This window comes from Rhodococcus sp. 3258 (assembly GCF_031456475.1).
Taxonomy (GTDB): domain Bacteria; phylum Actinomycetota; class Actinomycetes; order Mycobacteriales; family Mycobacteriaceae; genus Rhodococcoides; species Rhodococcoides fascians.
In genome coordinates, this window is the sequence record NZ_JAVDUT010000001.1 from 1,393,803 (window position 1) to 1,416,002 (window position 22,200).

At 63.9% G+C, this 22,200-nt stretch carries 24 protein-coding genes; 9 read left to right on the forward strand and 15 right to left on the reverse strand.

The window, feature by feature from the left end; genetic code table 11:
* The first annotated feature begins 8 nt into the window (after positions 1-8).
* The gene (locus tag J2X62_RS06460) at positions 9-611 is read left to right on the forward strand and encodes a methyltransferase (protein ID WP_032371760.1); all 603 of its coding nucleotides are present in this window, start codon (positions 9-11) and stop codon (positions 609-611) included.
* Between the two features lie 118 nt (positions 612-729).
* Here the strand turns inward: J2X62_RS06460 and J2X62_RS06465 are convergent, their stop codons facing one another.
* The 5 genes from J2X62_RS06465 to J2X62_RS06485 all read right to left on the reverse strand — a co-directional run bounded on the left by J2X62_RS06465 (position 730) and on the right by J2X62_RS06485 (position 5,755).
* Complete coding sequence (locus J2X62_RS06465) at positions 730-1,062, reverse strand: DUF3140 domain-containing protein (protein WP_027495461.1); 333 nt, start codon at positions 1,060-1,062, stop codon at positions 730-732.
* Between the two features lie 134 nt (positions 1,063-1,196).
* Positions 1,197-1,940, reverse strand: coding sequence for an EAL domain-containing protein (locus tag J2X62_RS06470; protein ID WP_179274279.1), 744 nt, complete (start codon positions 1,938-1,940; stop codon positions 1,197-1,199).
* Positions 1,941-2,198: 258 nt separating this feature from the next.
* Positions 2,199-3,491 (reverse strand): lipase family protein, encoded by a 1,293-nt coding sequence (locus J2X62_RS06475; protein ID WP_236253894.1) that lies wholly within the window; start codon positions 3,489-3,491, stop codon positions 2,199-2,201.
* A gap of 20 nt (positions 3,492-3,511) precedes the next feature.
* Positions 3,512-5,101 carry a GMC oxidoreductase gene (locus J2X62_RS06480; RefSeq protein WP_094695686.1) on the reverse strand — a complete coding sequence of 530 codons (1,590 nt, stop codon included), beginning with the start codon at positions 5,099-5,101 and terminating at the stop codon, positions 3,512-3,514.
* Between the two features lie 102 nt (positions 5,102-5,203).
* Positions 5,204-5,755, reverse strand: coding sequence for a TetR/AcrR family transcriptional regulator (locus tag J2X62_RS06485; RefSeq protein WP_032367035.1), 552 nt, complete (start codon positions 5,753-5,755; stop codon positions 5,204-5,206).
* A 144-nt stretch (positions 5,756-5,899) separates the two neighbouring features.
* Between J2X62_RS06485 and J2X62_RS06490 the strand changes: the two genes are divergently transcribed.
* On the forward strand, positions 5,900-6,382 hold the full coding sequence (locus J2X62_RS06490; RefSeq protein WP_080736198.1) for a DUF2243 domain-containing protein: 483 nt from the start codon (positions 5,900-5,902) through the stop codon (positions 6,380-6,382).
* Positions 6,383-6,385: 3 nt separating this feature from the next.
* The gene (locus J2X62_RS06495) at positions 6,386-7,216 is read left to right on the forward strand and encodes a cytochrome c oxidase assembly protein (RefSeq protein ID WP_310178818.1); all 831 of its coding nucleotides are present in this window, start codon (positions 6,386-6,388) and stop codon (positions 7,214-7,216) included.
* 33 nt (positions 7,217-7,249) lie between these two features.
* Here the strand turns inward: J2X62_RS06495 and J2X62_RS06500 are convergent, their stop codons facing one another.
* The gene (locus tag J2X62_RS06500) at positions 7,250-8,575 is read right to left on the reverse strand and encodes an MCE family protein (RefSeq protein WP_310178820.1); all 1,326 of its coding nucleotides are present in this window, start codon (positions 8,573-8,575) and stop codon (positions 7,250-7,252) included.
* 132 nt (positions 8,576-8,707) lie between these two features.
* Here J2X62_RS06500 and J2X62_RS06505 point away from each other — a divergent pair, with 132 nt between their 5' ends.
* On the forward strand, positions 8,708-10,333 hold the full coding sequence (locus J2X62_RS06505; RefSeq protein ID WP_052073926.1) for an FAD-dependent monooxygenase: 1,626 nt from the start codon (positions 8,708-8,710) through the stop codon (positions 10,331-10,333).
* A gap of 34 nt (positions 10,334-10,367) precedes the next feature.
* On the opposite strand, the gene J2X62_RS06510 is transcribed toward J2X62_RS06505, so the two are convergent.
* From J2X62_RS06510 to J2X62_RS06530, 5 genes are read right to left on the reverse strand one after another with little or no spacing between them, the layout of a single operon-like run.
* Positions 10,368-11,126: a 1-acyl-sn-glycerol-3-phosphate acyltransferase gene (locus J2X62_RS06510; RefSeq protein WP_032367037.1), complete on the reverse strand. Its 759-nt coding sequence runs from the start codon at positions 11,124-11,126 to the stop codon at positions 10,368-10,370.
* Positions 11,127-11,132: 6 nt separating this feature from the next.
* A complete protein-coding gene (locus J2X62_RS06515) occupies positions 11,133-11,525 on the reverse strand; it encodes a hypothetical protein (RefSeq protein ID WP_032367038.1) in 393 nt (130 codons plus the stop codon).
* Positions 11,526-11,533: 8 nt separating this feature from the next.
* Positions 11,534-12,676: an NAD(P)/FAD-dependent oxidoreductase gene (locus J2X62_RS06520; protein WP_032367039.1), complete on the reverse strand. Its 1,143-nt coding sequence runs from the start codon at positions 12,674-12,676 to the stop codon at positions 11,534-11,536.
* Positions 12,673-12,870, reverse strand: a complete 198-nt coding sequence (locus J2X62_RS06525; protein WP_032367040.1) for a ferredoxin — start codon at positions 12,868-12,870, stop codon at positions 12,673-12,675. Before J2X62_RS06525 ends, J2X62_RS06520 begins: the two co-directional genes overlap by 4 nt.
* Positions 12,867-14,069, reverse strand: coding sequence for a cytochrome P450 (locus J2X62_RS06530; RefSeq protein ID WP_032367041.1), 1,203 nt, complete (start codon positions 14,067-14,069; stop codon positions 12,867-12,869). Before J2X62_RS06530 ends, J2X62_RS06525 begins: the two co-directional genes overlap by 4 nt.
* A 157-nt stretch (positions 14,070-14,226) precedes the next feature.
* On the opposite strand from J2X62_RS06530, the gene J2X62_RS06535 reads away from it, so the two are divergent.
* Positions 14,227-14,907, forward strand: a complete 681-nt coding sequence (locus tag J2X62_RS06535) for a TetR/AcrR family transcriptional regulator (protein WP_027495451.1) — start codon at positions 14,227-14,229, stop codon at positions 14,905-14,907.
* Between the two features lie 12 nt (positions 14,908-14,919).
* On the opposite strand, the gene J2X62_RS06540 is transcribed toward J2X62_RS06535, so the two are convergent.
* Both J2X62_RS06540 and J2X62_RS06545 read right to left on the reverse strand, forming a co-directional pair.
* Positions 14,920-15,132 (reverse strand): hypothetical protein, encoded by a 213-nt coding sequence (locus J2X62_RS06540; protein WP_139278400.1) that lies wholly within the window; start codon positions 15,130-15,132, stop codon positions 14,920-14,922.
* A 227-nt stretch (positions 15,133-15,359) separates the two neighbouring features.
* Positions 15,360-16,205 (reverse strand): GAF and ANTAR domain-containing protein, encoded by an 846-nt coding sequence (locus tag J2X62_RS06545; protein ID WP_139278399.1) that lies wholly within the window; start codon positions 16,203-16,205, stop codon positions 15,360-15,362.
* 176 nt (positions 16,206-16,381) lie between these two features.
* On the opposite strand from J2X62_RS06545, the gene J2X62_RS06550 reads away from it, so the two are divergent.
* Complete coding sequence (locus J2X62_RS06550; RefSeq protein WP_045841071.1) at positions 16,382-16,864, forward strand: DUF2975 domain-containing protein; 483 nt, start codon at positions 16,382-16,384, stop codon at positions 16,862-16,864.
* Positions 16,864-17,070, forward strand: a complete 207-nt coding sequence (locus J2X62_RS06555; RefSeq protein ID WP_027495448.1) for a helix-turn-helix transcriptional regulator — start codon at positions 16,864-16,866, stop codon at positions 17,068-17,070. The genes J2X62_RS06550 and J2X62_RS06555 overlap by 1 nt, the downstream gene beginning before the upstream one ends.
* Before the next feature lie 12 nt (positions 17,071-17,082).
* Here J2X62_RS06555 and J2X62_RS06560 read toward each other — a convergent pair whose 3' ends face one another.
* Both J2X62_RS06560 and J2X62_RS06565 read right to left on the reverse strand, forming a co-directional pair.
* On the reverse strand, positions 17,083-19,440 hold the full coding sequence (locus tag J2X62_RS06560; RefSeq protein WP_167326434.1) for a transketolase-like TK C-terminal-containing protein: 2,358 nt from the start codon (positions 19,438-19,440) through the stop codon (positions 17,083-17,085).
* Between the two features lie 237 nt (positions 19,441-19,677).
* A complete protein-coding gene (locus tag J2X62_RS06565; protein WP_094663603.1) occupies positions 19,678-20,307 on the reverse strand; it encodes a TetR/AcrR family transcriptional regulator in 630 nt (209 codons plus the stop codon).
* A 118-nt stretch (positions 20,308-20,425) separates the two neighbouring features.
* Here J2X62_RS06565 and J2X62_RS06570 point away from each other — a divergent pair, with 118 nt between their 5' ends.
* The gene (locus J2X62_RS06570) at positions 20,426-21,406 is read left to right on the forward strand and encodes an NmrA family NAD(P)-binding protein (RefSeq protein WP_310178844.1); all 981 of its coding nucleotides are present in this window, start codon (positions 20,426-20,428) and stop codon (positions 21,404-21,406) included.
* A complete protein-coding gene (locus tag J2X62_RS06575) occupies positions 21,403-22,188 on the forward strand; it encodes an SDR family oxidoreductase (protein WP_310178847.1) in 786 nt (261 codons plus the stop codon). The genes J2X62_RS06570 and J2X62_RS06575 overlap by 4 nt, the downstream gene beginning before the upstream one ends.
* Positions 22,189-22,200 lie beyond the last annotated feature (12 nt).

A 22,200-nucleotide genomic window follows, 5' to 3' on the forward strand; every position in this document is an offset into this window, starting at 1 on the left:
TTGATCTCATGAGTACCGAAACCTATTCCGCCACTGCCGTATCCGACGACATGATCGAACGCTTCTCTCGAGTGCCCGCAGCCAACGTAGGCGATGCCCAGGAGCGCTTCGGCATAATCGCCGGACTGCGGCCCATCTGGGCCGGAGCAGCAGTCACCGGCCGGGCGTACACCGTCTGGACTCGATCGGGCGACAACCTCTACATTCACAAGGCTCTCGACGACGCCCGCCCCGGCGACGTCATCGTGGTCAACGGCTCAGGTGACGACACACGCGCCCTCATCGGCGATCTCATCGGTATTCGCGCCAAATCGCTCGGCATCGCCGGCTTCGTCATCGACGGTGCCGTGCGCGATGCCGACGCCTTGGCCGAGTTGGGTCTGCCCGTATTCGCACGCGGTGTCACACCGGCGGGTCCCTACAAGAACGGGCCGGGCCGACTGAACGAGCCGGTCGCGCTCGGAGGAGTCGTCGTCTCACCCGGTGACCTCATCGTCGCCGACGCCGACGGAGTGGTCGTCGTCAAGAGTGCCGATGTGGACGACGTCATCGTCGCGGCCGAGGAAGTGGTGGCGCGCGAGGCCTCGAAGCGAGCGAGCTTCTCGTCGTAGATGCGCTAGCCGGGTCCTCCACGGCGTGAGCAATGTCTGCTCCACTCCTGAGCCCCGGTGGCGGGATTCCCGCAGCCGGGGCCCCGAGTGGAGCAGACCTCCCGCCAGCGAAGCGAGATCATTTCTTCTTCGGGTCGTGGCCCCAGTTCATCAGTGAGTAGCGCCATTTGGTGTCGGTGATGTCCCCGTCGGGCCGCTGCGCAAGGTGTCGTTTGCAGTAGCCGACGACCTTTCGCATGTGCTCGTAGTCGTCGTCGGACAGGTCCGCCTTCTTCGTCTTCAGGATTTCGACGATGCGGCGGCCGCTCTCGTGGCCCGTCGACTCGCCGCCGTCCTTCTTTTGCCCGACGTCCTTCGAGTCGTCGGTGCCGAGAAACTCGTCGAGTTCCTTCGCCGTCATGTTGACGAGGTCATCGAACTCCGTCTTGATGTCACTGTCGTCATCGGCCATCGATCCGTCTCCTTCGATTCACCCTCAGTGGTGGTGCCGCGTGTCTCCCGTTCGACCGCATCGGCCTTTCTGAACTTGTCTTGTTCCTGCCATACCCACAGTTGGGCGGTACTCAACCTGCTGGTCAGATCCGATCACAGCGCAGCAGGGCGGCCCACTCGGAAGCCCTGCAGCAGGTCTGCCCCGATCGACGCGGCCGCTTCGAGGTCGTCGTCGGTCTCGATGCCCTCGAACACGCACCTCGCCTCCGTTTTTCGCGCGAACTCGAGCACCAGTTCAGCCAAGGCAGACTTGACTCGATTGCCTTTCATGCCGTGAACGACGAACGCGTCGAGTTTGATGATCTGCGGCTCGAGCACGACGAGCTGCCGCATACCTGCGTATCCGGATCCCACATCGTCCACTGCGACAGCGACGCCGCCGCGTCGAAGTTCGGCCAACACTGCGATCACCGCATCCTCGTCGTCCTGGGCGGCATGTTCGGTGAGCTCGATTACCAGTGACCGTCGTCGGCCGAAGTCGAGCAGCACATCCACGAGGGCAGCATCGACCAGTAGCGTTGCAGCACTCAGGTTCACGGCAACGAAGCAACCATCCGGCAGACGCGCTGATTCTCCCAATGCCTTGACGGCCGCAGATCTGTCCAGAGCAGGACCGAGGCCGCACTGCGCTGCATCGGCGAACCACGCCTCGGTGTCACCGCCGCCCGCCGGGAAACGCGACAGGGCCTCGTATCCCTCGATCACCCCATCACGTGCACGGACGATCGGCTGAAAGACGATGTCCGGGCCACCGCCTGCAATCGCAGCCTCCACCCGACGCCGTGACCGCAACAGGGTCGAGCGTAGCGGTGTCGACGCTGCCCTAGTCGACGGCACGATTCCACACCCGCACCACCGGGTGAAGCTGAACCGGAGCTGCAACCGGGCGCATCGCGGCAACGACTGCATCAGGATCCCGATCGCCGAAGCTGCTGATCAGCACCCGAACTCGTCGTGTGTCGCGAGGCCAAAAGGCGCCGAAAGATTCGGCTATCGCGACATAGTCAGCGGCGCGTTGCTCGGCGCTCAGGCGTGCGGGACAGCGGTGGCGGAGTACGAATTCTCGCACCAGCCGCCAGCGCCTGCGGCCGCCGATCAGTCGATGGAGCATGGTGCCATGGGGACGTCGGCGAACCGATCCATCAGGAACGCTGCAGCGGCGCCGCCGTACCCGTCGATCAGCTGTGGCCCGAAGTGGTTGGGCAACACAGCACCCTGCAGGATCGGCGGCAACGGGTTGGTTCGGAACTCGACCGTGGCACCTCGCCCACACCAATCCTGAGCCAACTGCCGGGCCTGACCGTACGGCACGGTGTCGTCGTTGAGTCCGCTGGTGATCATCACCGGTGCGTTCGGAGTACTGCGACCGATCCGCTGAGCCTCGAGGATGCGACCCGCCTGCGGAATGGTGCCCAAGTTCTCGAGCATCGACTTGCCGTCCGCGGTCAACGATTCGGTTCGCAGGAACGGGTACTTCAGAATGGTGTCGCCGATGCACTGCGTCGACAGATCGTTCAGCACTGCCTTGCCGTGATCGGTGAGTCGCTCTTCGACGAGCGGCAGCAAGCTCGGATCCCGCTCTACGAACCCGTTGAGGGCATAGCCGATCACCCCTCCGATCAGCGTCCCGTCGACGGTCTTCAACACCTCGAGCAAGTCCGCTGTGGGAGCTCCGGCCCACGTACCCTTCACATTCAGACCTGGTGCGTACTCCGAGGCGAGTTCGGCCGCCGCGGCTGCCGCCCCACCGCCCTGGGAGTACCCCCAGATACCAACGGGTGCATCGGTATCACCGAGAAGCTCGTTCGCGGCACGAGCACCGTCGAGCACCGCATGAGCCTGCTCGACACGATTGACATAGGTGTGCACACCGGGCGTTCCCAACCCGATGTAGTCGGTCACGAACACGTTGGCACCCATCGATCCCCACAGAGTGGAAGACAACAACTCCTGATTGAACGAGATGGACAATGGTTGTGTCACAGCGTTGACAGTCGTCGGAAACGCACGAGAAGGAGCGCACTGATCGGCTTGACCCACCGTGCCGGGCGCGACGACGATGGTCGGCCGCGGGCCTGCACCACGCCAGGGCACCTCGGTCTCGATGAACGTGCCCGACACGCCCACCGGCGTATCGTCCTGCGTCCGTGACGTGTACAGCACCCGCTGCGCCTGAACGGGGTAGGCACCGTCCGCACCGGGCAGAGCCGCGAACAGTGACATCGGCTGCGTCCGCAACACGGCCCCCGGGTCGTCGACGACCTGAGCCGGAGGGACGTAGAATTCGTCGACGGGGTCGGCATTCGCTGCCGAGCCTCCAAGCACGGTCAGGGAAGACGCGAGCACGGCGGTGACTGCGACGCCGATCATGTTGCGGTACAGATGCATCGGTCTCTTTCTGGTGGGGGTCAGATAACGGTGCCGATGTCGTCGGCAACGATGTTGTCCAGCGCACGTTCGGCCAGTGCGGCGATGGTCATGGATGGGTTGCACGCTGCGGTGGTGCCGGGCATGAGTGCCCCGTCGAGGACATACAGTCCTCGCTGGCCGTGGACACGACCGTCAAGATCACATACTGCGCCCATGTTGGCCCCACCCAACGGATGCCAGGTGGACGGGAACAGTGCATTGGTATCGGTGAGAACACTGCCCGATCCGGCGATACGACGCACCGTCGGATCGATCGAACCGTCCTGAATCAGGCTGTCGCCGTTGGCCGGCCAATGTAGTCGCACCTGGTCCATGGAGGAGTCGTAGCCGAAATGGCCGCGGCCGCTGCTGACTCCGTACCCGACGAGCATCGTGCTGTGGGCATCGAACGACAACGGCGGTATCGAGGCCTGGATGACGGTGTGCGCAGTGTTCGGGTCGTCCCAGTTGAGGCTGCCGAACACCACCGGTCCGCCTTGGGGTGCACCGAATTGCTGCTCGATGCTCGACCACACGTAGATGCGATCGGCATTGGTGCCCCAGCCCTGCCCCAACTCGTTCGGGAGATCGGGAATGCCTCCGGTCGCTCCGGCGCGGACGAGCAGTTTGGTGGTGTTCAGGCTTCCGGCTGCCATGATCAGCGTGCCGGCGGTGAGAACCTTGTTCTCCAGAACCGTTCCGTCGGAATCGATTCGATCGACATAGACCGTCCAACGGCCGTCGGCACGCCGCTCGACACTCGTGACATCGTGCTGCGTCGCGACCGTGGCCAGCCCCGTCGCCTCGGCGGCGGCGATGTAGGTGACGTCCACGGAGTGCTTGCCGCCGTTGTTGACTCCGAATGCACCGGACCCATCGGTGTACGACGGTGCCATCACCCCGCGCGTCTCGTCGAGGGCGAAGTTCCAGTCGATCGGCATCGGGATCTTGGACACCGGCAGACCCGCTCGACGAGCATTGGCCGCAAACACCCGTGCTGCTTGATAATTGGGCGTACCGATCAACTCGTCGGGGGCCTGCTGGAGCTGCAACATCCGTGCCACGCGTGGGTAGTGCACCCGATTCAGAGTCGGCCAATCCAGTCCGGCCGGAAAGTGTTCCTCGAACACCGGCTGCGATGGCTGCAGTGTCATTCCCTGGTAGATCAGGGATCCGCCTCCGACACCGGCCGCGCACAGCGCAGTCATGTTGTCTCCGGGCACCGCCTCGAGGAGGCCGACGTACGGATCGAAAGGAACTGGCCTTCCGAACAGGTTAGGACTCGAACCGTGCCACAACATCCGCTTGTCCGGTGACGTGGCATCGGGAAACGTGTCCGCATTCGGGCCTGTGTTCCAACGCCTTCCGCGCTCGAGCACCAGAACCGAAACCCCGGCTTCGGCCAGGCGCAATGCGGCGACGCCGCCGCCGAACCCCGATCCGATGATCACCACACGATGATCCTCGCGGGTCAGCGGGATCTGGACGCGTCGCCCGCCCGCTGCTCGCGCCACCCCCGCGCCCGACAGTGCGGCCAATCCAGCAACAGCAGTCGCGCCGAGAAACGACCGGCGATTCAAATTCGACACGTACCCCCCAATGGTGTGCAGCAGCGCGCACCGAGACCTGTGTCACGTGCACGTGCGAAGCAAAACTAGACAGAAGTGGCTTTCGGTGTCAAGTTTTACGGGTCAGCTCAGAGGGATGAGCGGAACCAACCAGCGCCGCAGGTACGCGCGCAAGCCGTCGTCGTCGCGAATCTCCGCGTCGTCGAAGAGAACTACCGATAGCCCGTTACGCGCGAGCGTGGCGTCGATCCCGTCGAATCGAGTGGAATCGAAATCGGGATGGCGTTCGATGTAACCGTCGAGAAATTGACGCACGACGGGCGTGGCTCGATCCATCATGTCCGGGTCGAACAACGGATTCGCATTGCCCGAACGCAGCAGCGAGTTCAGCACCGGTTCCCGGCGAATGAGATCGCGCGCAGCCACGATCGTCTCGACGACGAACTCCGCCGGCGTTTCGGCCTGATCCGCCTTGGCCCTGATGCCGCCGATCACGTCGACGACAAGACCCACCATGGCCTCGGAGATCATGTCCTCACGGGTGGTGAAGATCGAATACACCGTCTGGCGCGTCACGCCCGCAGCCCGCGCCGCCGCGGCGATGGTGACGTCCTCGAAACCACCCTCGGCAATGAGCCCGAGCGTGGCGTCGAGAATTTTCTGCTTCGAGCGCATTGTCCGAGTATGACTGCTCCGCGTCGGACGGGCCGAACAGCCAGGGTCCGACGAACAGGTCGAGTCACCCGATTCGTTTGTCCAGGTTGGATCCGGGTAGGCGAGCGGTCAGAGACAGTCGCTGTCGACGACCCAGGAATGCGTATGACTACACCGAAATCCGTCACCCACCGGCGCAATCTCATCGCCGGCCTTCTACTCGGGCTGGGGACGGTTGCCTTCATCGACGAAGTGATCTTCCACCAGCTTCTGCATTGGCATCACTTCTACGACAAGTCGACTTCCGACATCGGGCTCGTGTCGGACGGCCTCTTTCACGCTTTCAGCTGGTTCGCCACCGTGGCCTCACTGCTCCTCGTCGTTCGCCTGATACGCGATTCAGCGTTCCAAGGACTGACGTTCGCCGGGGGATGGCTGACCGGAGCAGGGTTCTTTCAGCTCTACGACGGCCTGGTTCAACACAAAGCGCTTGGGCTGCATCAGATTCGGTACGACGTGGACCTTGCTCCCTACGACATCACGTGGAATATCATCGCGGCCGTGCTACTTGCGAGTGGCATAGCCCTGTGGATCATCACCGCCCGGCGCGCCAAACGCAGCCATGATCGTCTGACTACGGGCAGCTGACCGATGAACCACGACCACGGCGGTGCCGACGCCACCGCGCTCGGTCCGGGAACGTCGTGGTTGATCGCGATGCTCGTTGCGGCAGTAGCCGTCTACGTCTTCGCGACCACGAAGTTGGAGGCACGCCGGATCTACTGGCCGATGCTGCGCACCACGGCATGGTTATTCGGTGTCCTGTCGGTGGCCCTGGCGTTGATCGGCCCCTTGGCCGAGCGCGCCCACCACGACTTCGCCGCCCACATGGTCGCCCATCTCCTCCTGGGTATGCTCGGCCCCCTCCTGCTCGTCCTCGCAGCTCCCGTCACCTTGGTTCTGCGCGTGCTCCCGGTGTCGACCGCCCGTCGACTCGCCAGGTTGCTGGCGTCCTCGCCGGCCGCCGTTCCGACCAACCCGTTCGTCGCCGGGGCTCTGAACGTAGGAGGCCTCTGGGTGCTGTACCGAAGCGACCTGTTCGGCATGATGCATACCAATTCTGTTGTGCACGTTGTCGTTCACGTGCACGTCCTGGCTGCCGGATACCTGTTCACCTTCGCCGTGTTGGGAGGTCCCGACCCAGCGCCGCATCGCGTGTCTGCCCCCTGGCGTGTCACGGCACTGATCTCCACCATCGCAGCGCACAACGTTCTCGCCAAAACCCTGTACGCCCACCCTCCGGCGGATGTGACGGCTGAACAAGCCCGGGTGGGCTCCGAGATCATGTACTACGGCGGTGCGCCGGTCGAAGTAGCACTGATCATCCTGGTCTGCCGTCCCTGGCTCCTGCCGAGAAAACGCATCCGCTCACAAGAACAGAAAGCACCGCGGGATCGCGCCGTAGATCGTGAGAGCCGGTAGTCGACGGATCAGCCCTCACCCAATGATCGCAGCTTAACGAAGGACTACCTGGCTCCCCCTTATCGCAGGCGCGCCGAGCATGGTGGTCCAGGACGAAATGTCCTCTGGAGCAACTCCAACCCGATCGGCGTAGACGACTGCAAGCGTCGCCCGTTCCAGATCCGACCCGGCGTACGACGCGGGCGCGGCGGGAAACGGTGCGTTCTGAGCAGCGGGTTCGCCGTCTCCCTGGAGACCGGGATTACGCGAGGGCACCTGGTACGCACCGTCGTTGAAGGAGCCGCCGGAATACTGTGGCATGTTCTCTCCTACCGGAGGGCTCGGCAGGCACCTGGGTGGTCGATCGTCCAAGAATCGCGGCTCGTCCTGGTTGGGTAGGTATCGCCCCTTGGGATTGACGAACTCAGCTGTTCCCTGGATGCCCGGAAAGTCGCCGTCCGTTTCGAGGACTTCGGGGATCTGCGGCACCACTGCGACGATCTGATCGAGGAAGCACTCCACGGTGGGGATGTACTCCTGGAGAATTTCGAGCGTTTCCCGCGAATCCGCTGCCAGGCTGATGACGTCGTCGGAGTTCACAGCCACGAAGTCTGCTGTGGTCGCACTGCTCGAGGTCAGTGACGCGATCAGCGTGTCGACAGCGGGACGTCGTTGGACGACCGTGTTGCCAGTGACGCGGAACTTGTCCAACGCGTTCACCAAGGACGGAAGCGCGTCGGAGTAGGTGTCGGCCAGTTCGGCGACACCGCGGATATCCTCCTGCAGGGCAGGCATATTCGCGTTCACCTCATCGAAGATGTTCTTGAGGCGGTCGATCGTGGATCCGATCTGCTCACCCTTCCCCGACAGACCTTGGGCGAGCGCACCGAGGGTGCTGGCCAGGTCCTGCGGAGGGATCGCTTCGAGCAAAGGCTGCAGTCCGTCGAGGAGTACTCCCACCTCGATGGCGTTGCCGCTGACGTCCTGGGCGAGCACTGATCCGTCCACAACCGGGTCCACCGGGCCGACAGGAACATTCAAGGCGACGTAGCGCTCACCGAACAAGGTTTTCGGCAGCAGACGCGCGGTGGTGTTCGTGGAGATCATTGGAGCGAACGACGGTGTGATGGCCAGATGCGCGACGACAGCTCCATCGCGAACCGAGGTCGAATCGACATGCCCCACCAAAACCCCACGCACCTTGACGTCTGCGCGGAGCGGCAACGAATTGCCTGCGGAGTTCAACACCACCTCGACGTCCACAGCATCGTCGAATGTTCCGTCGTACCTGGTGACGGACCAACCGAAGAACACGGCCAGCAGAACGAAGAACACGGCACCGAGTGGAACGGTCGTCGTGCGCCGGCGTGACTCGATCATGACGAGGTGGTGCGGTCTGAGTGATTCATGCCATACTCCTTTGCGATTGACGGTATCGTCACGCATGGCGGTACCGTCAGTCAAGTGTCGTCGCCCCCGAGCTTCACGCTCCCGCCTACACCGAGGAACCACATGACCAGCAACAACGGTGGCACCAGCCCTGCTCTCGACGTGGATGTCGTCATCATCGGGTTCGGACCCACCGGTGCCACCGCCGCCAACCTTCTGGGGCAACGAGGCATCCGGACTGCCATCGTGGAGCGCGATATCTCCATCTATCCGCGCCAACGCGCGATCGCGTCGGACGAGGATGCGCACCGGGTGTGGCAGGGGCTCGGCCTGTTCGACGAGATGCTGGCCACGATGTCGTCGGACGTCCGGGTGCATTTCAAGAACGGCGATCGAACGTTCCTGTCGATGACGTCGTCGCAGAGCCATGGGCAGGGCGTGCCCGGAATGTGTTACTACCATCAGCCCGAGCTCGAACGTGTTCTGCGCCAAGGGATCGAACGCTTCCCCACCGTCACCGTCATGCCGGGATACGACGCGATCGATCTGTCGCAGGACGAGAAATCCGTCACCGTCACCCTTCGCCCTGCCGAGGGCGGACCGGATCGGCAGATCACCGGACGTTACGTGATCGCATGCGACGGCGGTTCGAGCTCCATCCGCAAACTTCTCGGAATTGCGTTGCCCGGCAAACACATCGAAGAACCCTGGTTCGACATCCAGCTCCGCGCCTGGTACGACCTACCCGTAGACGCCCCACTGGACTTCACCTTCATTTCCAACCCGCATCGCCCCGGCGTCGACTGCCCGTGCCCCATGGGCTACCACCGCGTCGAGTTCAGGGTCAACAAGGGCGAGACCGTCGAGCAGTTGCAGACCGAAGAGGGTCTACGCGGCCTGCTCGCAGAGCGCGGGATCGACTACGACCAGGTCGAGATATACCGGAGCTGGGGATACACCTTCCACATCCGGCAGGCCGAGCAGTGGAGCAAGGGACGGGTATTCCTCGCGGGCGACGCCGCGCACATCATGCCGCCCTTCGCCGGGCAGGGAGTCTCGTCCGGGGTACGTGACGTTGCCAATCTGTGCTGGAAGCTCGACGCAGTGCTCAACGCGCAGGCCGACCCGAGCCTGTTGGACACCTACGAGCCGGAACGCCGACCGAACGTCACGAAACTGACCGCATTCTCGCTGCGCATCGGCAAGCTGGTCATGCTCAGTAACCCTACTGCGGCGCGTCTGCGCGACAGCGTGATTCGAGCAGCAATGAAAGCCCCGGGCCTGGGGAGGGTCATCACGACGAATGGACTCAAGCCCCGCTACGAACTGGGCACGAAGGGCGGATTCTTCGCCACGAACACCCGACTACGCAGCCCTCGTGGCACCTTCATCCGCCAGCCATGGGTGGTGGGCTCCGATCTGGCCCCGGTCAGATTGGACACGATCCTGGACAACAGCTGGACCTGGATCGGATTTCCCTCCGCGCCCATCCCCCGCGCGCTCGCCGAGGCCGGCGTACGCGAGGTGAAACTCGAATACGCCTCTGCCGTAGCCACTCACACCCTCGAACCAGGACACTACGTCGACAGCGAAGGCGTCGTGGCGCGTCAGATGCGTGAATCTCGCGCAAGCGGATTTCTGGTTCGCCCCGACAGGTTCATCTACTGCAGTGATCGCGACATCACCGCGGACGATTACCAACGAGTGGCGTCGGTAGTCGGCGGGGCAAAGTTCGCGACCTACGCGTGAGCCGGCCTGTCATCGGAGAGCGCCTTACTCGACATCATCCGATGACGGGTCGCCGATCTTTCGTCAATCTGTCGAGTTCGGCTTGCATCGCCCCGTGTACCCGCCCCGCGAACTTTTCCGCCGACTCGTCGGCGTCGGGGTGCATGGGCGCGAGCACCGAGGTCTCGAGTTTGGTGGGAAGCGGCAGGTACGGAAGAAGCCCAACCAGACCGAGATTGACGCCCCACGGAATGGACACCGACAACGGAAACGTTTTGAGCCGCAGCACCTTGTCCAACCTCAGCACCTTCGCCAACCGCTTACCACTGCTGAGTACCAGCAGGGACTCCCCCGCTCCTGCTGTGACGACGGGGACGACCGGCACCCCCGCCTCGATTGCCAAACGGGCGAACCCGGTCCGACCCGAGAACATTATGTCGTTGCGATGCCGCCACGACTTCAAAGCATCGACGTCACCGCCCGGGAAGACCAGGACACTGCTGCCCTCCGCAAAAGCGTCCAGGGCCGTTTGTCGCCCGGCGGGCCTGGCACCGAACGGTTCGATCAGTTTCTCGGCATGCAGAGTCCACGCGATCTGGTGGGTCAGCGTGATCAACTCGCGGTCGATACCGAGCTCGTCGTATGCGGCCGCGAATGCGAACACATTGAGATCGATGACTCCGCCGAACCCGTGGTTGGCGACGAACAGCACGGGGGTATCCGGAACCGGTTGCGCTACGGTCACTTCCAATCGGTTGTAGAGGCGAACAGCACTGATGCTCGCCGCGCGAACGACTCGAGCGATGTTGTCCACCGCCGACTACCGGTCCAGTTGCAGGTCTGCCAGCGCGCCGGCGATCACGAAACCTCCGGCGATTGCACAGCCGGCCGTTCTCGTTCGTTGCGGCAGGTGAGCGGTGAGCGCGAACGCCGCGGTGTCCCAGACGTCGACGGCCACACCTGCTCGCAGCAGAGTGCGCACGGCCTTCGGCGCGTACCGAGTTGCCGCGTAGAGCCCGCCGCCGATGTATATTTCACGAATTCCGAAGGTGCGAGCCGCAGCTCGCGTCGTCGCCACCGCCGCGTCGGGCCCGGCGAGGAGTTCGTTGGCGCGAGTGGGCGCAACCATGTGGGCGATGCCGATCGCTGCTCGGGCGAGCCCGACCGCCTCGGGAAGACGACGAACCAGACCGGACGCAGAGCCGATAGCCATGAAATTCCTTACGTAGTGGGAACAGCGGATTCGCGAGCAAGCCGTCGGAGCAGGCCGACAGCCTTCTTCATGCCGTAGGCAACGATGGTCGTGCGGCCGTCCTCGTGGTTCCACTGCAGCAGCGCCGATCCGTCGTCGACGGAACCCTCTAGCACGGTCGGATTACCCAGTAGCGGAAGAGGACCGACGACCTTGATGGACAGTCCCAGAATCTCGGTCCAGAAGTAGTTGTCGGTGGGCGCACACGTGGGTTCGAGGCCGAGTGCGGAGGCCGCTGCGACCTTGCCCTGCGCGACGGCATTGGACCAGAACGGGGCTCGACCGGAACCAGCACGTGAATACGCGACGTCGCCTGCGGCGAACACGTCGGGAACTGCTGTGGCGCAGCGCTCGTCGATGGCAACACCTCGATCGTCGGCAATTCCGGTGCCGTTCAACCACTCCGTCTCGGGCACATCACCGGCGCAGGTGACCACCACATTGGCGTCGAGGATGCGGCCCGCGAACTCGATCCCGGTAACGGGGTTGCCCGTCAACGTAACCGGGCTGTCCGCGCGGAGAAACTCGACCGACGCGGCCTCGGCACGCGCGGTAATCGCGTCGGACAGATAGGTACCCAGTAGCCGTGTCAACGGAGGGTCGACGTCCACGACGGTGACTGCGATTCCGCGAGAAACGCACGCACTGGCGACCTCCATGCCGAGGAATCCGGCACCGACGACGATCGCCGTCTGCGCCGCATCGAGTTTCGGGCGTAGTGCCCGAACATCGTCGAAGGTCCGCAGCACCGTCTCGCCCCTTTGCCCGGGAGCCGCAATGCGACGTGCAGCCGCTCCGGTGGCGACGATCAACCGATCGTACGGAACATCGGTACCGGCGGCGGTCGTGACTGTGTGGGCCTCGGGATTCACCGACACGGCCCGATCACCGATCGCCTCGATCCCGAGGTCCGACAGATCCCACGTTTCCGCCTCGGCTGCTTCGCCTTTGAGCACGTGCTTGGACAACGGCGGCCGCGCGTAGCAACCGTCGGCATCGGCCCCGATCATCGTCAGTGGACCTTCGAGTCCGCGGGCCCTCAGTTCGCGGACAGCGGTGCACGCGGCTATGGAGTCTCCGACGACGACGATCCTGCTCTCGAGAGAGCTCACACCTGTTCTCGCAGTGCCGCCACCGGACACACGCCGACCGCAGACCGGGCCGAGGCCGCGAGGTCGTCGGGAATGTCGTTGCCATCGAAGGCGTAGTGCAGTTCGCCCTCGTCATCGAGGCTGAACACCTTGGGTGCCTGTTCGGCACAGATGCCGTGGCCCTCGCAGCGATCCCAATCGACGTCGATCCTCATGGCTGTGTCCCTTCTGCTGCCACCAATTTCAGCGGCAACCGTTCGTATCGATGAATGACGTTGTTGACAGCTCGTACGGGTGTTCCTGCGGGAACAAACTTCTCGACCCGCTGCGCCAGCACCCGGAGCATGGTCTGGGCTTCCAGACGGGCAAGCCCCTGGCCGGCACACCCGTGCACTCCGGAGCCGAAGCCGAGTTGCCGCGCGGCGTCACGGGTGATGTCGAAGGCGTCGGGGTTGTCCCATTCACGCTCGTCGCGGTTCGCCGACGCGTAGACCACCAGTACGCGAGCACCTTTCGGGATTCGTGATCCGTCGATCTCGACGTCACGGATCGCTCGACGCGAGAACGCTCTGATCGGCGACTCGTATCGAACGACCTCGTTGATCGCATTGGGGATCAGGTCCGGGTCCTGTCTGATCGCCTGCCACTGCTCGGGGTGCCGCGCGAACAGGTCGAGGGCACCGGAAATCGCTCCGATGGTGGTATCGAGCGAGGGACCGAGGTAGTCGATCATCAACGCGGGACATGCCGACTTCTGAATCTTGTTGTCGTCGGCGGCCTTCAGAACGTCGTCGCCCATGCTTCCCGGAATCACCGATCGATCTCGCACCACGCGCCGCGAGAAGGCAAGCATCTCTGCGGCACCCTTGACGGCGGTGATCGAGTGTCGATTCACGGGGCCGAGGGAATCGAATGTCGCACCGGCCCAGCGGAGTAGATCCTCGCGGCCGTCCTCCGGCCACCCGACGAGATCGGGCACGATCGACATCGGCAGCGCTGTCGCGAGATCGTCCACGCCGTCGACGAATTGTTTCTTCAGTGCCGCGTCGACGATGCTCTCGGCCTTCTCCTGCACCGCCGCTTTCATCTTGCGGACGGCCTTCGGAGTGAGTCGATGCGCCAGCACCGATCGCTTGGTTGCATGCTCGTCGCCGTCACTGTTCAGTGTCGTTCCGCGGCCGAGCCGATTGGCGACGGAATTGAGTGCCACCCCGTCCCCCGAGATGAAGGTCTCGTCGTCGAGCAGCACCGCCTTGCAGTCCGCGTAGCGCGAGACGGCGAACACCTGCTGGCGCGGCAGCCACACCACCGGGCCGAGGGCGCGTAGCCGAACGTAGTGGGGGTACGGATCGAGAATCGCATCGGTGGAGTACAGATCGGTGCGGTACTGCGGGATCGTCGCGTTCGTCGTCATGAGGTCCTTCGGTGCCGCCGGAAGTCGATACCCCTGCCTTCGCAAGGTGTTGACGATATCGTCACTCACGGCACGGCCGTACGTCAAGGGTTTTTGACGAATTCGTCATCATTGATTCGCGATAGGCTGCATCGACACCGCAGAGCAGGAGCAGATCGTGACCGAAGGCAACCGCGTCGAGCGCCGCAAGGCACGCACCAGAGCCGCGCTGATCCAGGCCGCGCAAGGGTTACTCGCCAACGGGAACACCAACGCACCCGTGCTCGAAATAACGCAGGCCGCCGACGTCAGCAACGGATCGTTCTACAACTATTTCGAGAGCAAAGAAGAACTGTGGCAGGCCGCCATCGACGCCGCTCTCGAGTCCGTCGGCGACTACCTCGATTCGCTCACCGTCGGTTTCGAGGACCCGGTCGAGAAGTTCACCCAATCGTTCAGACTGTCCGGGCGCCTGTTCCGCCTCGAACCGCAACTGAGCCGCGTACTGCTCAACTCCGAGGCCGCCGCGTTCGCCGCGGCCGGCGGCCTGGCACCACGGTCACGTCGCGATATCGAATCGGCCGCAGCGCAAGGGAGATTCGACGTCGACGACCCGGATCTTGCCCTCGCGATCGTCGCCGGTTCACTGCTTTCCATGGGCCGCCTGCTCCTGGCGCAACCCGACCGCGACGAGGCGGCGACGGTCGACGGCACGACCGAGCGAGTGCTCCGCGCACTCGGCATTTCGACCGACGAGGCTCGCACACTGTGCAGTAGTCCCTTGCCTGCGTCCTACAGCGGCGACGTCCACGCGGCCGTCGCACCCACTGCGTCCGTGCGGGACGGCAACGAAAGCTGATCGCGTACAGCTCTAGTCGTCGACGGCCCTGAGGGCCACGCTGAGAGCCTCCTGTGCCGACACGTCGGCATCGACCGCGACCTGCAATTCGGCATCGTCGACGTCGACAACCAGGGGAACATCGGCGTCGGTCTGCCCACGCACATCCGCGAGCCCTTGCTCGTGTTCCTTCGCGCGTCGATAGTCGGCGAGGGCTACGTCTTGTTTCTCTCGGGCTGTGGCCACGTCGTCAGGCCCTGTGATGCCGGGGCCGGACATGCGTGGGTACCGGGGCCGGGACCGCCCGATCGACGGCCGCAGCCTTCCGGCTCCCGCCGCCGGTATCGATGTCGAGAAAATGCTGAAGTTCGTCGTGAATCGGTGTGTCCGTCATAGGCCTTGACCTTCTCGACCTTCGATAACGCAGGTCGGTTCGGCTTCGCTGAACCATAGTGGGAGAGGAGTTGACGGCGTCAATGCGACCCTACGGCCTGCGAGACCGCCGAGTTCACCACCCGAGCTGCCAGTACGGCAACACGGACGTTCTCACGCTGCGACTGCTCCGCCAGAACCGCGAATGCCGCTTCGGGCGAGATGCCGCGCAAGGCTATCAAGATTCCTTTGGCCTGCTCGATTGTTCCACGGGTCTTCATCGCCTCACGAAGACCGGCCGCTTCCGTTCTCGCTTCTGCTGCATGTCGCGAATTCCACACCGCAGCTTCGACCGACGTGACGAACATCTTGACGAGAACCTCGTCGACATCGCTGAAGCCCTCGCAGTCGAATCCGTACAGATTCAGCGAACCGGCATGACCCGAGTCGACAGCCAGCGGAGCAGACAGATAACTTTTCACTCCGATCGCGGCGGCTGCAGACGCGAAAGTCGGCCAGCGGGTTACGACCTCGTCGATCCGAACACTGACGATCTGGTTGGTTCTCGCCGCTTCGAGACACGGGCCCTCGTCTGCGGCGTACTGATCGGTGTCGACATCGATCACACGCGCATCCGAACATGCCGCCGTCGCGGGATTGTCGGAATCATGTCGGAGCAAAGTCACTCCCGCCATGTCAGCCCACGGAATGGCAGCGACCACCTGTTCACACAGGCCCTGCAAGAGGGTGTCAAAACGTTTGTGTTCGAGCAGTATTCCGCGAAATATGTCGAGAGCATCGAAGGTGTCCTCGGCAAAATAGTCTTCGCCTGCATACCGACGTCGCCGGACAGGCAGAGCAGCCGAAATTTCTTCGTCGAATGCGGCTGCAGCCGTGGCTTCGGTAGCGGCACTTCGTTTGGGGCCGTTGGATGTGGAATCGGTCAAGTAGATCGCGTCCCAGATGGTGCAGTCATTACACCTGTTGGCGTGCACGAGGCCTGTCAGCGGTGATGACCTTCACCGAATGTTACAACCGTACGCCCGCTGTCAACTCGAACTGGATGAAACGGACACTACTTCAATCGATTGACTTTCGATAGATTCCTGTCGATACTCGCTACATGCTGAGTGGATATCGAGCGGTAGTCCTGTTGCTTCGCCTGTTTCTCGCCGCGTTGTTCGCGGTGCTGGTGCTGATGCAAGTCATGTCGTTGCCCGGCCAGTTCGCCCACATGGCGCAGGAATCTCCCGAATCCGCATACCTGCGATGGCCGCTGACCATCGTGTCCATCTTCTGGGTGCTGTGCATTCAGGTGGTCGTGGTCGCGACGTGGAAGCTGCTGACGATGGTGAACCGCAATGCCATCTTCACCCGCGCCTCGTTGGTGTGGGTCGACACGATCACGTGGTCGATCGTCGCGGCCTGGGTGGTGCTGGTCGCGGTGTTCCTCTACGTCGGATTCGGGGCCGACGACCCAGGCCTGCCGCTACTGCTCTTCCTGCTCGTCGTCATCGTCGCCGTCGCCGCACTGTTGATGGTCGTCATGAGGACACTGCTCAGGCAGGCCACGGAACTGCGCAGCGACATGGATGCGGTCATCTGATGGCCATCGTGGTGCGCATCGATGTTCAGTTGGCCAAGCAGAAGATGAGCGTCGGCGAGTTCGCCGAACGCGTGGGGCTGACGCCCGCCAACATCGCAGTCCTCAAGAACGGACGGGCTAAAGCCGTGCGCCTGAGCACCCTCGACGCCATGTGCCGGGTGCTGCACTGCCAACCCGGAGACCTCTTGGAATGGGTGGACGAATGAGCACCCGCGGCACTACTGACCGGTGACATCCAGAGCGGCACCGACGATCGAATCGGTGTCGATGTGATGATGCTTGTACACCTCGTCCAGAGAGCCCACCTGACCGAAGTTGCTGACACCCAACGACGTCGACGCCACACGGTTCACCGTGGCCAGGAACGCCAGCGTGTGCGGATGGCCGTCGAGGACGGTCACCATCGGTGTCGCCCGATCGGCCGGCAACAGCTGATCGAGAATCCACGACTCCGCGTCGCCGTGCCCCTGCCGCGCCTGGACAGCTCGGTAGAGCTGGCCCGGGCTCGTGATGCACAGGACGTCCGCGAGAATGCCGATGCGCTCCAAACGTGCTGCGGCATCGAGAGCTTCGGGCATGAGCGCACCCATCGCCGCGATCGTGACGGTGGCACCGTCTCGTCGGACGAGCGGGTAGCCGCCGGCCACCACCTGCTTGCGCCTGCGTTCGCGGGCCGCCGGATCGCTGGGCACGTCGGCCAACGTCTGATCGACCGGACGGGTCGACAGGCGCAGGTACGCCGAGGTGCCGTCGGGGCGACCCAACTTGGCGATACTGGCGAGCAACGTCCACTCGACGTCGATGGCGAAAGCCGGCTCGTACGAGATGCACCCGGGCTGCTCCAGACCGATCGACGGAGTCTTGATCGACTGGTGCGCACCACCTTCCGCGGCCAACGTGACACCCGACGGCGTACCGACCAGAATCGACTGACCACCCGCGTAGATGCCGTACGACCACGGTTCGAGGGCGCGTTCGACGAACGGGTCGTACATCACCCCGATGGGGAACAACGGCTCTCCCCACCGACTCCACGTTGCACCCAGCTCGCCCATCAATCCGACCAGATTGGTCTCTGCGATACCGAGTTCCATGTGTTGACCGGTGGGACCCTCACGCCAGTGCATGATGGTTTCGGCATCGTCGCCGAACCAGTCGTGCCGCTCCGACGACGACCAGACACCGACCTTGTTGACCCAACCGCCGAGATTGGTGGTCGAGCTGACATCGGGACTGACCGTGACCACGCGCCGCGCCGCATCCGGAGCCTCACGCGTCAGGTCGATGAGGGTGCGGCCGAGCGCGGCCTGCGTCGTGGCCGTGCCCTTGGGAGTACGGCCGATGTCGGTGGGAACTGCAGGCGGTGCCGAGACGGGCACCGGTTCGCGGCGCAGCCGTTCGGCAACATCGGCGCACAACTGCCCGGCCACTGTGGCGTCGTCGAAGCGGCCCCACGGCGAACCGACGTCGGTGCCGAGAGTGTCTGCCAGAGCTGCATATTCGTCGACAGTCAGCAGAGACGAATGGTTCTGCGGATGCCCCTGAGTGGGGAGGCCGAAGCCTTTGACCGTGTAGGCGATGATGACTGTGGGCCGGGTGTCGTCGATCTGCGCGTAGGCCTCGCGCAGCGCGTCGAGATCATGGCCGCCGAGATTGCGAATGGACTCGGTGAGAATCAGATCGTCGAGGTCACCGATGAGCGCGGTGATCGCCGCGGCATCGGAACCGTTGCCGGGCAGTCGATCACGCAATTCGGACGCCGAGCACCGCAACAGCCGCTGATACTCGGGATTGGGCATGTCGAGGATGCGACGCCGCAGGGCGTCGCCCCCGGTACGCGCGAACAGGTTCTCGAGCAGCCGACCGAACCGCACGGTGATGACCTGCCAGCCTGCCGCGTCGAACATCTTCTCGAGGCGACGCGCGGCGATGTTCGGCACCACTCGGTCGAGGGACTGCCGGTTGAGGTCGACGATCCAAACGATCTCGCCCAACTCACCGATGCCCGGATCGATGACGGCTTCCCACACGGCACCCTCGTCGAGCTCGGCGTCTCCGACGAGCGAATACTGCCGTCCGCGAAACCCACTCGGGGTGTCCGCGGAAAATGCGGAGTCGACGAAGCGGCGCGACATTGCGCCCCAGATAGGTGCCGTCGCACCGATACCCACCGACCCCGTGGAGTAGTCGACGGTATCGGGATCCTTGGCGCGCGACGGGTAGGACTGCAGCCCACCGTACGAGCGCAGCGTCGTCAAATACTTCTCGTCCAACTCACCGAGAAGGTAGTTGATGGCGTGCAGCACCGGCGACGCGTGCGGCTTGACCGACACTCGGTCGCCCGCTTCGAGCTGCTCGAACCACAGCGAGGTCATGATGGTGACCATCGACGCGCACGACGCCTGATGACCGCCCACCTTGAGACCCGTCGGATTGGGTCGGATTCGGTTGGCGTGATGGATCATCGACGTCGACAGCCACAGCACCCGCTCGGAAATGTCGTGCAGGGTTTCGCGCCCTCCGGTGACCGAATCACCGTCGGTCGAATTGCCGGAGGTCGAGCTGAGGCTGGTCATGGCGAGCACTCCTGAAATAGGCGACGAAAGATTGCATCGAGTGGACGTGGCGGGACCGGATAGGTCCCGTCACTCCATGAGGCAAGCGTTCGGATTGCGAAGCGCCGAGTCAGTCGCGTCTGTGATGCAACCGGCGTCAGTCGACCAGAACCCGGCGGGCTGCGCAATAGTAGCCTTCGGTATTGAGCAATCTGCGCAATTTTCGGAATCGGCCTTTGCAGTTTCTGGTCGACCTGATCACCGCGGCCCGGCCCCTCGGCGAGTCGCGGAATCGACCACGGCCTCGAATGCGTCGACGATCAGCGCGACCGACTCGTCCAGATCGAGATCCGCCGTCTCGAAGAAGGCATCGGCGGTTCGATCGAGAAAGCCGGTCCACCCCGAAATCGCGACAGCGACCAGTGGTGGCAACGGATCCGGGAGTTCGGCCAGGGCTGCGACCTGACGCTCGCCCTCGGCCCGAGCCTGCCAGAGGGCGCTCTCGACGCCTGCCTCGCCGAATTCCTCCTCGCGCACCACCCGCAGGTAGAGCGCGCGGTGATCCCGCAGAAACTCGATGTGCCGTCGGACGAATCCTTCCAGCCGAGCTCGGACGGTCCGCTCCTCGGACTGCGGCCCCTGCGCGTCGGACAATTTGCCCAGAACGTCGGCCAGTGCGGCCTGCACCAGGCCCTGCTTGTCGGTGAAGTAGTAAAAGAGCAACCCGTGCGCCACACCCGCTCTGCGCGAGATCGCCGCCGCGCTGATGTCTGCGCTGGCACCTTCGGAGATCATCTCGATCGCGGCGTCGATCAACGCCTGACGGCGATCGCGACGTGGGCGGGCGCGCCGCGACTGCTCTGCATCGTCGACGTCGTTCGAAGGCACCGTCCGAGACTAATGCAGATCGAGGCGGCTTTTGCGTCGGCCCCTTGCGTTATGTGCAGATCCTCTGCAATATATGCAACCGAGCCGGAGTTGCCGCGCTCACCATCGAGGAGGTGCGATGATCACAGTGACCAGTGCCGCAGGCGGGATCGGACGGTTGCTCGTCCGGCAGCTAACTGCGCAGAAGATGCCCGTCCGCGCTGTCGTGAAGAACGACAGCCAGGCTGCGACCACCCGTCGAGACGGGGCAACCGAGATCGTCGTGGGCGATCTGAGGTCGCCCGACACGCTCGACAGAGCCCTGGCCGGGGCCGACGCGCTCTATCACGCGGCTCCGACCCAGGTCATCGACGAAAGACCGATCATCGAGCACCTGATCGCGACGACGCCGGCAACTGGGTTGCAGCACATCGTGTTTCACTCCGTCATCCATCCAGACCTGCATCAGCTGACACACCATCACCAGAAGGACATCGCCGAGGGTCTGCTCCGCGACAGCGGAATCCCCACCACGGCGCTCAGGCCGTCGCACTACATGCAGAACTATCTGGAAGTGTGGGAGTTCCTGCAGGCAGGCGTCATGCCGTACCCGGTGTCGCCGGACAGCGTCATGGGGGTCGTCGATCTCGCCGACGTCGCCGAGGCCGCGGCGAACGTACTGATCGACCCGCCGCCGCACACCGGCCGCACCTACGACCTGTCCACGGTCGAACTCACCCGACACCAGATGGCCGAGATCTGGTCGCGCGTGCTGGGGCATCCGGTTACCGCCATCCGAATCCCGCCCTCGTCGCTGACCAACTCGCTCGATGTACTACCCGCACTCCCCACTGTCATCGGTCACGCTGTGCGATCGACGAAACTGAATGCGCTCGGGCACCTCGTTCGCGGCGCGCAGGCCGCTTCGAACCCCCGCGACATGAAGAATTGGCCGGAAGACGCACGTCAGGCGTACCGCACGATGATGACCCATTACGACGGCCATGGTCTGCCCGCGGGAGACCTGACGGTTCTTCCGACCCTGCTCGGACGAGAACCCACCTCGTACGAGGAGTTCGCCCGGCGCTCGGCCGCTGAACTCGGACGCACGGAACGATGAGCCGCAGGGCTTTTCGCTACAGTCCGGGCCGCTCGCTGGTCACCGGCGCGAGTTCCGGAATCGGCGCCGAGTTCGCGCGAGTGCTGGCCGCCCGCGGCTCCGATCTCCTGCTCGTCGCCCGACGGGAAGATCGTCTGACAGCGCTGGCGGACGAGCTCGAATCGACCTACGGTGCGCGCTGCCGAACAGTGCCCTGGGACTTGTCGGAGGAGGCCAGTGGTCGGCGGCTCCGCGCCATCGTTCCCGAGCGCATCGACCTCATCGTCAACAACGCAGGATTTGCGGTCCAGGGACCGTTCGTCGACGGCGACGCCGACGATTTCGAGCGGCTTGTCGCCGTCGACATCCGCGCGGTCGTGGACATCTGCTCGGCGTTCCTGCCGGACATGATCGCCCGCTCGGCGGGCACCATCGTCAATGTGGCCAGCACGACGGCATTCCAACCTGTCCCGACTCTTGCCGTGTATGCGGCCGCCAAAGCCTTCGTGCTGAGCTTCAGCCAGTCGCTGTGGTACGAATCAGCGCAACACGGAGTCAGAGTATTCGCTCTCAACCCCGGCCCCACCCACACCGAATTCTTCGACGTCATAGGCGATTCGGCCACAGCCACCGGCACGTACCAGACACCGGCCGACGTCGTCGCCACCGCCATGAAGGCACTCGACGCCAAACGGTCACGGCCACATGTTGTTTCGGGTCGCCGCAATGCTCTGCAGGCGGCGACGGCGGGTATCGTCCCCGCACGAGTTCTACTCCCGGCCCTCGCACGAATGCTGCACTAGACTGTCACGATC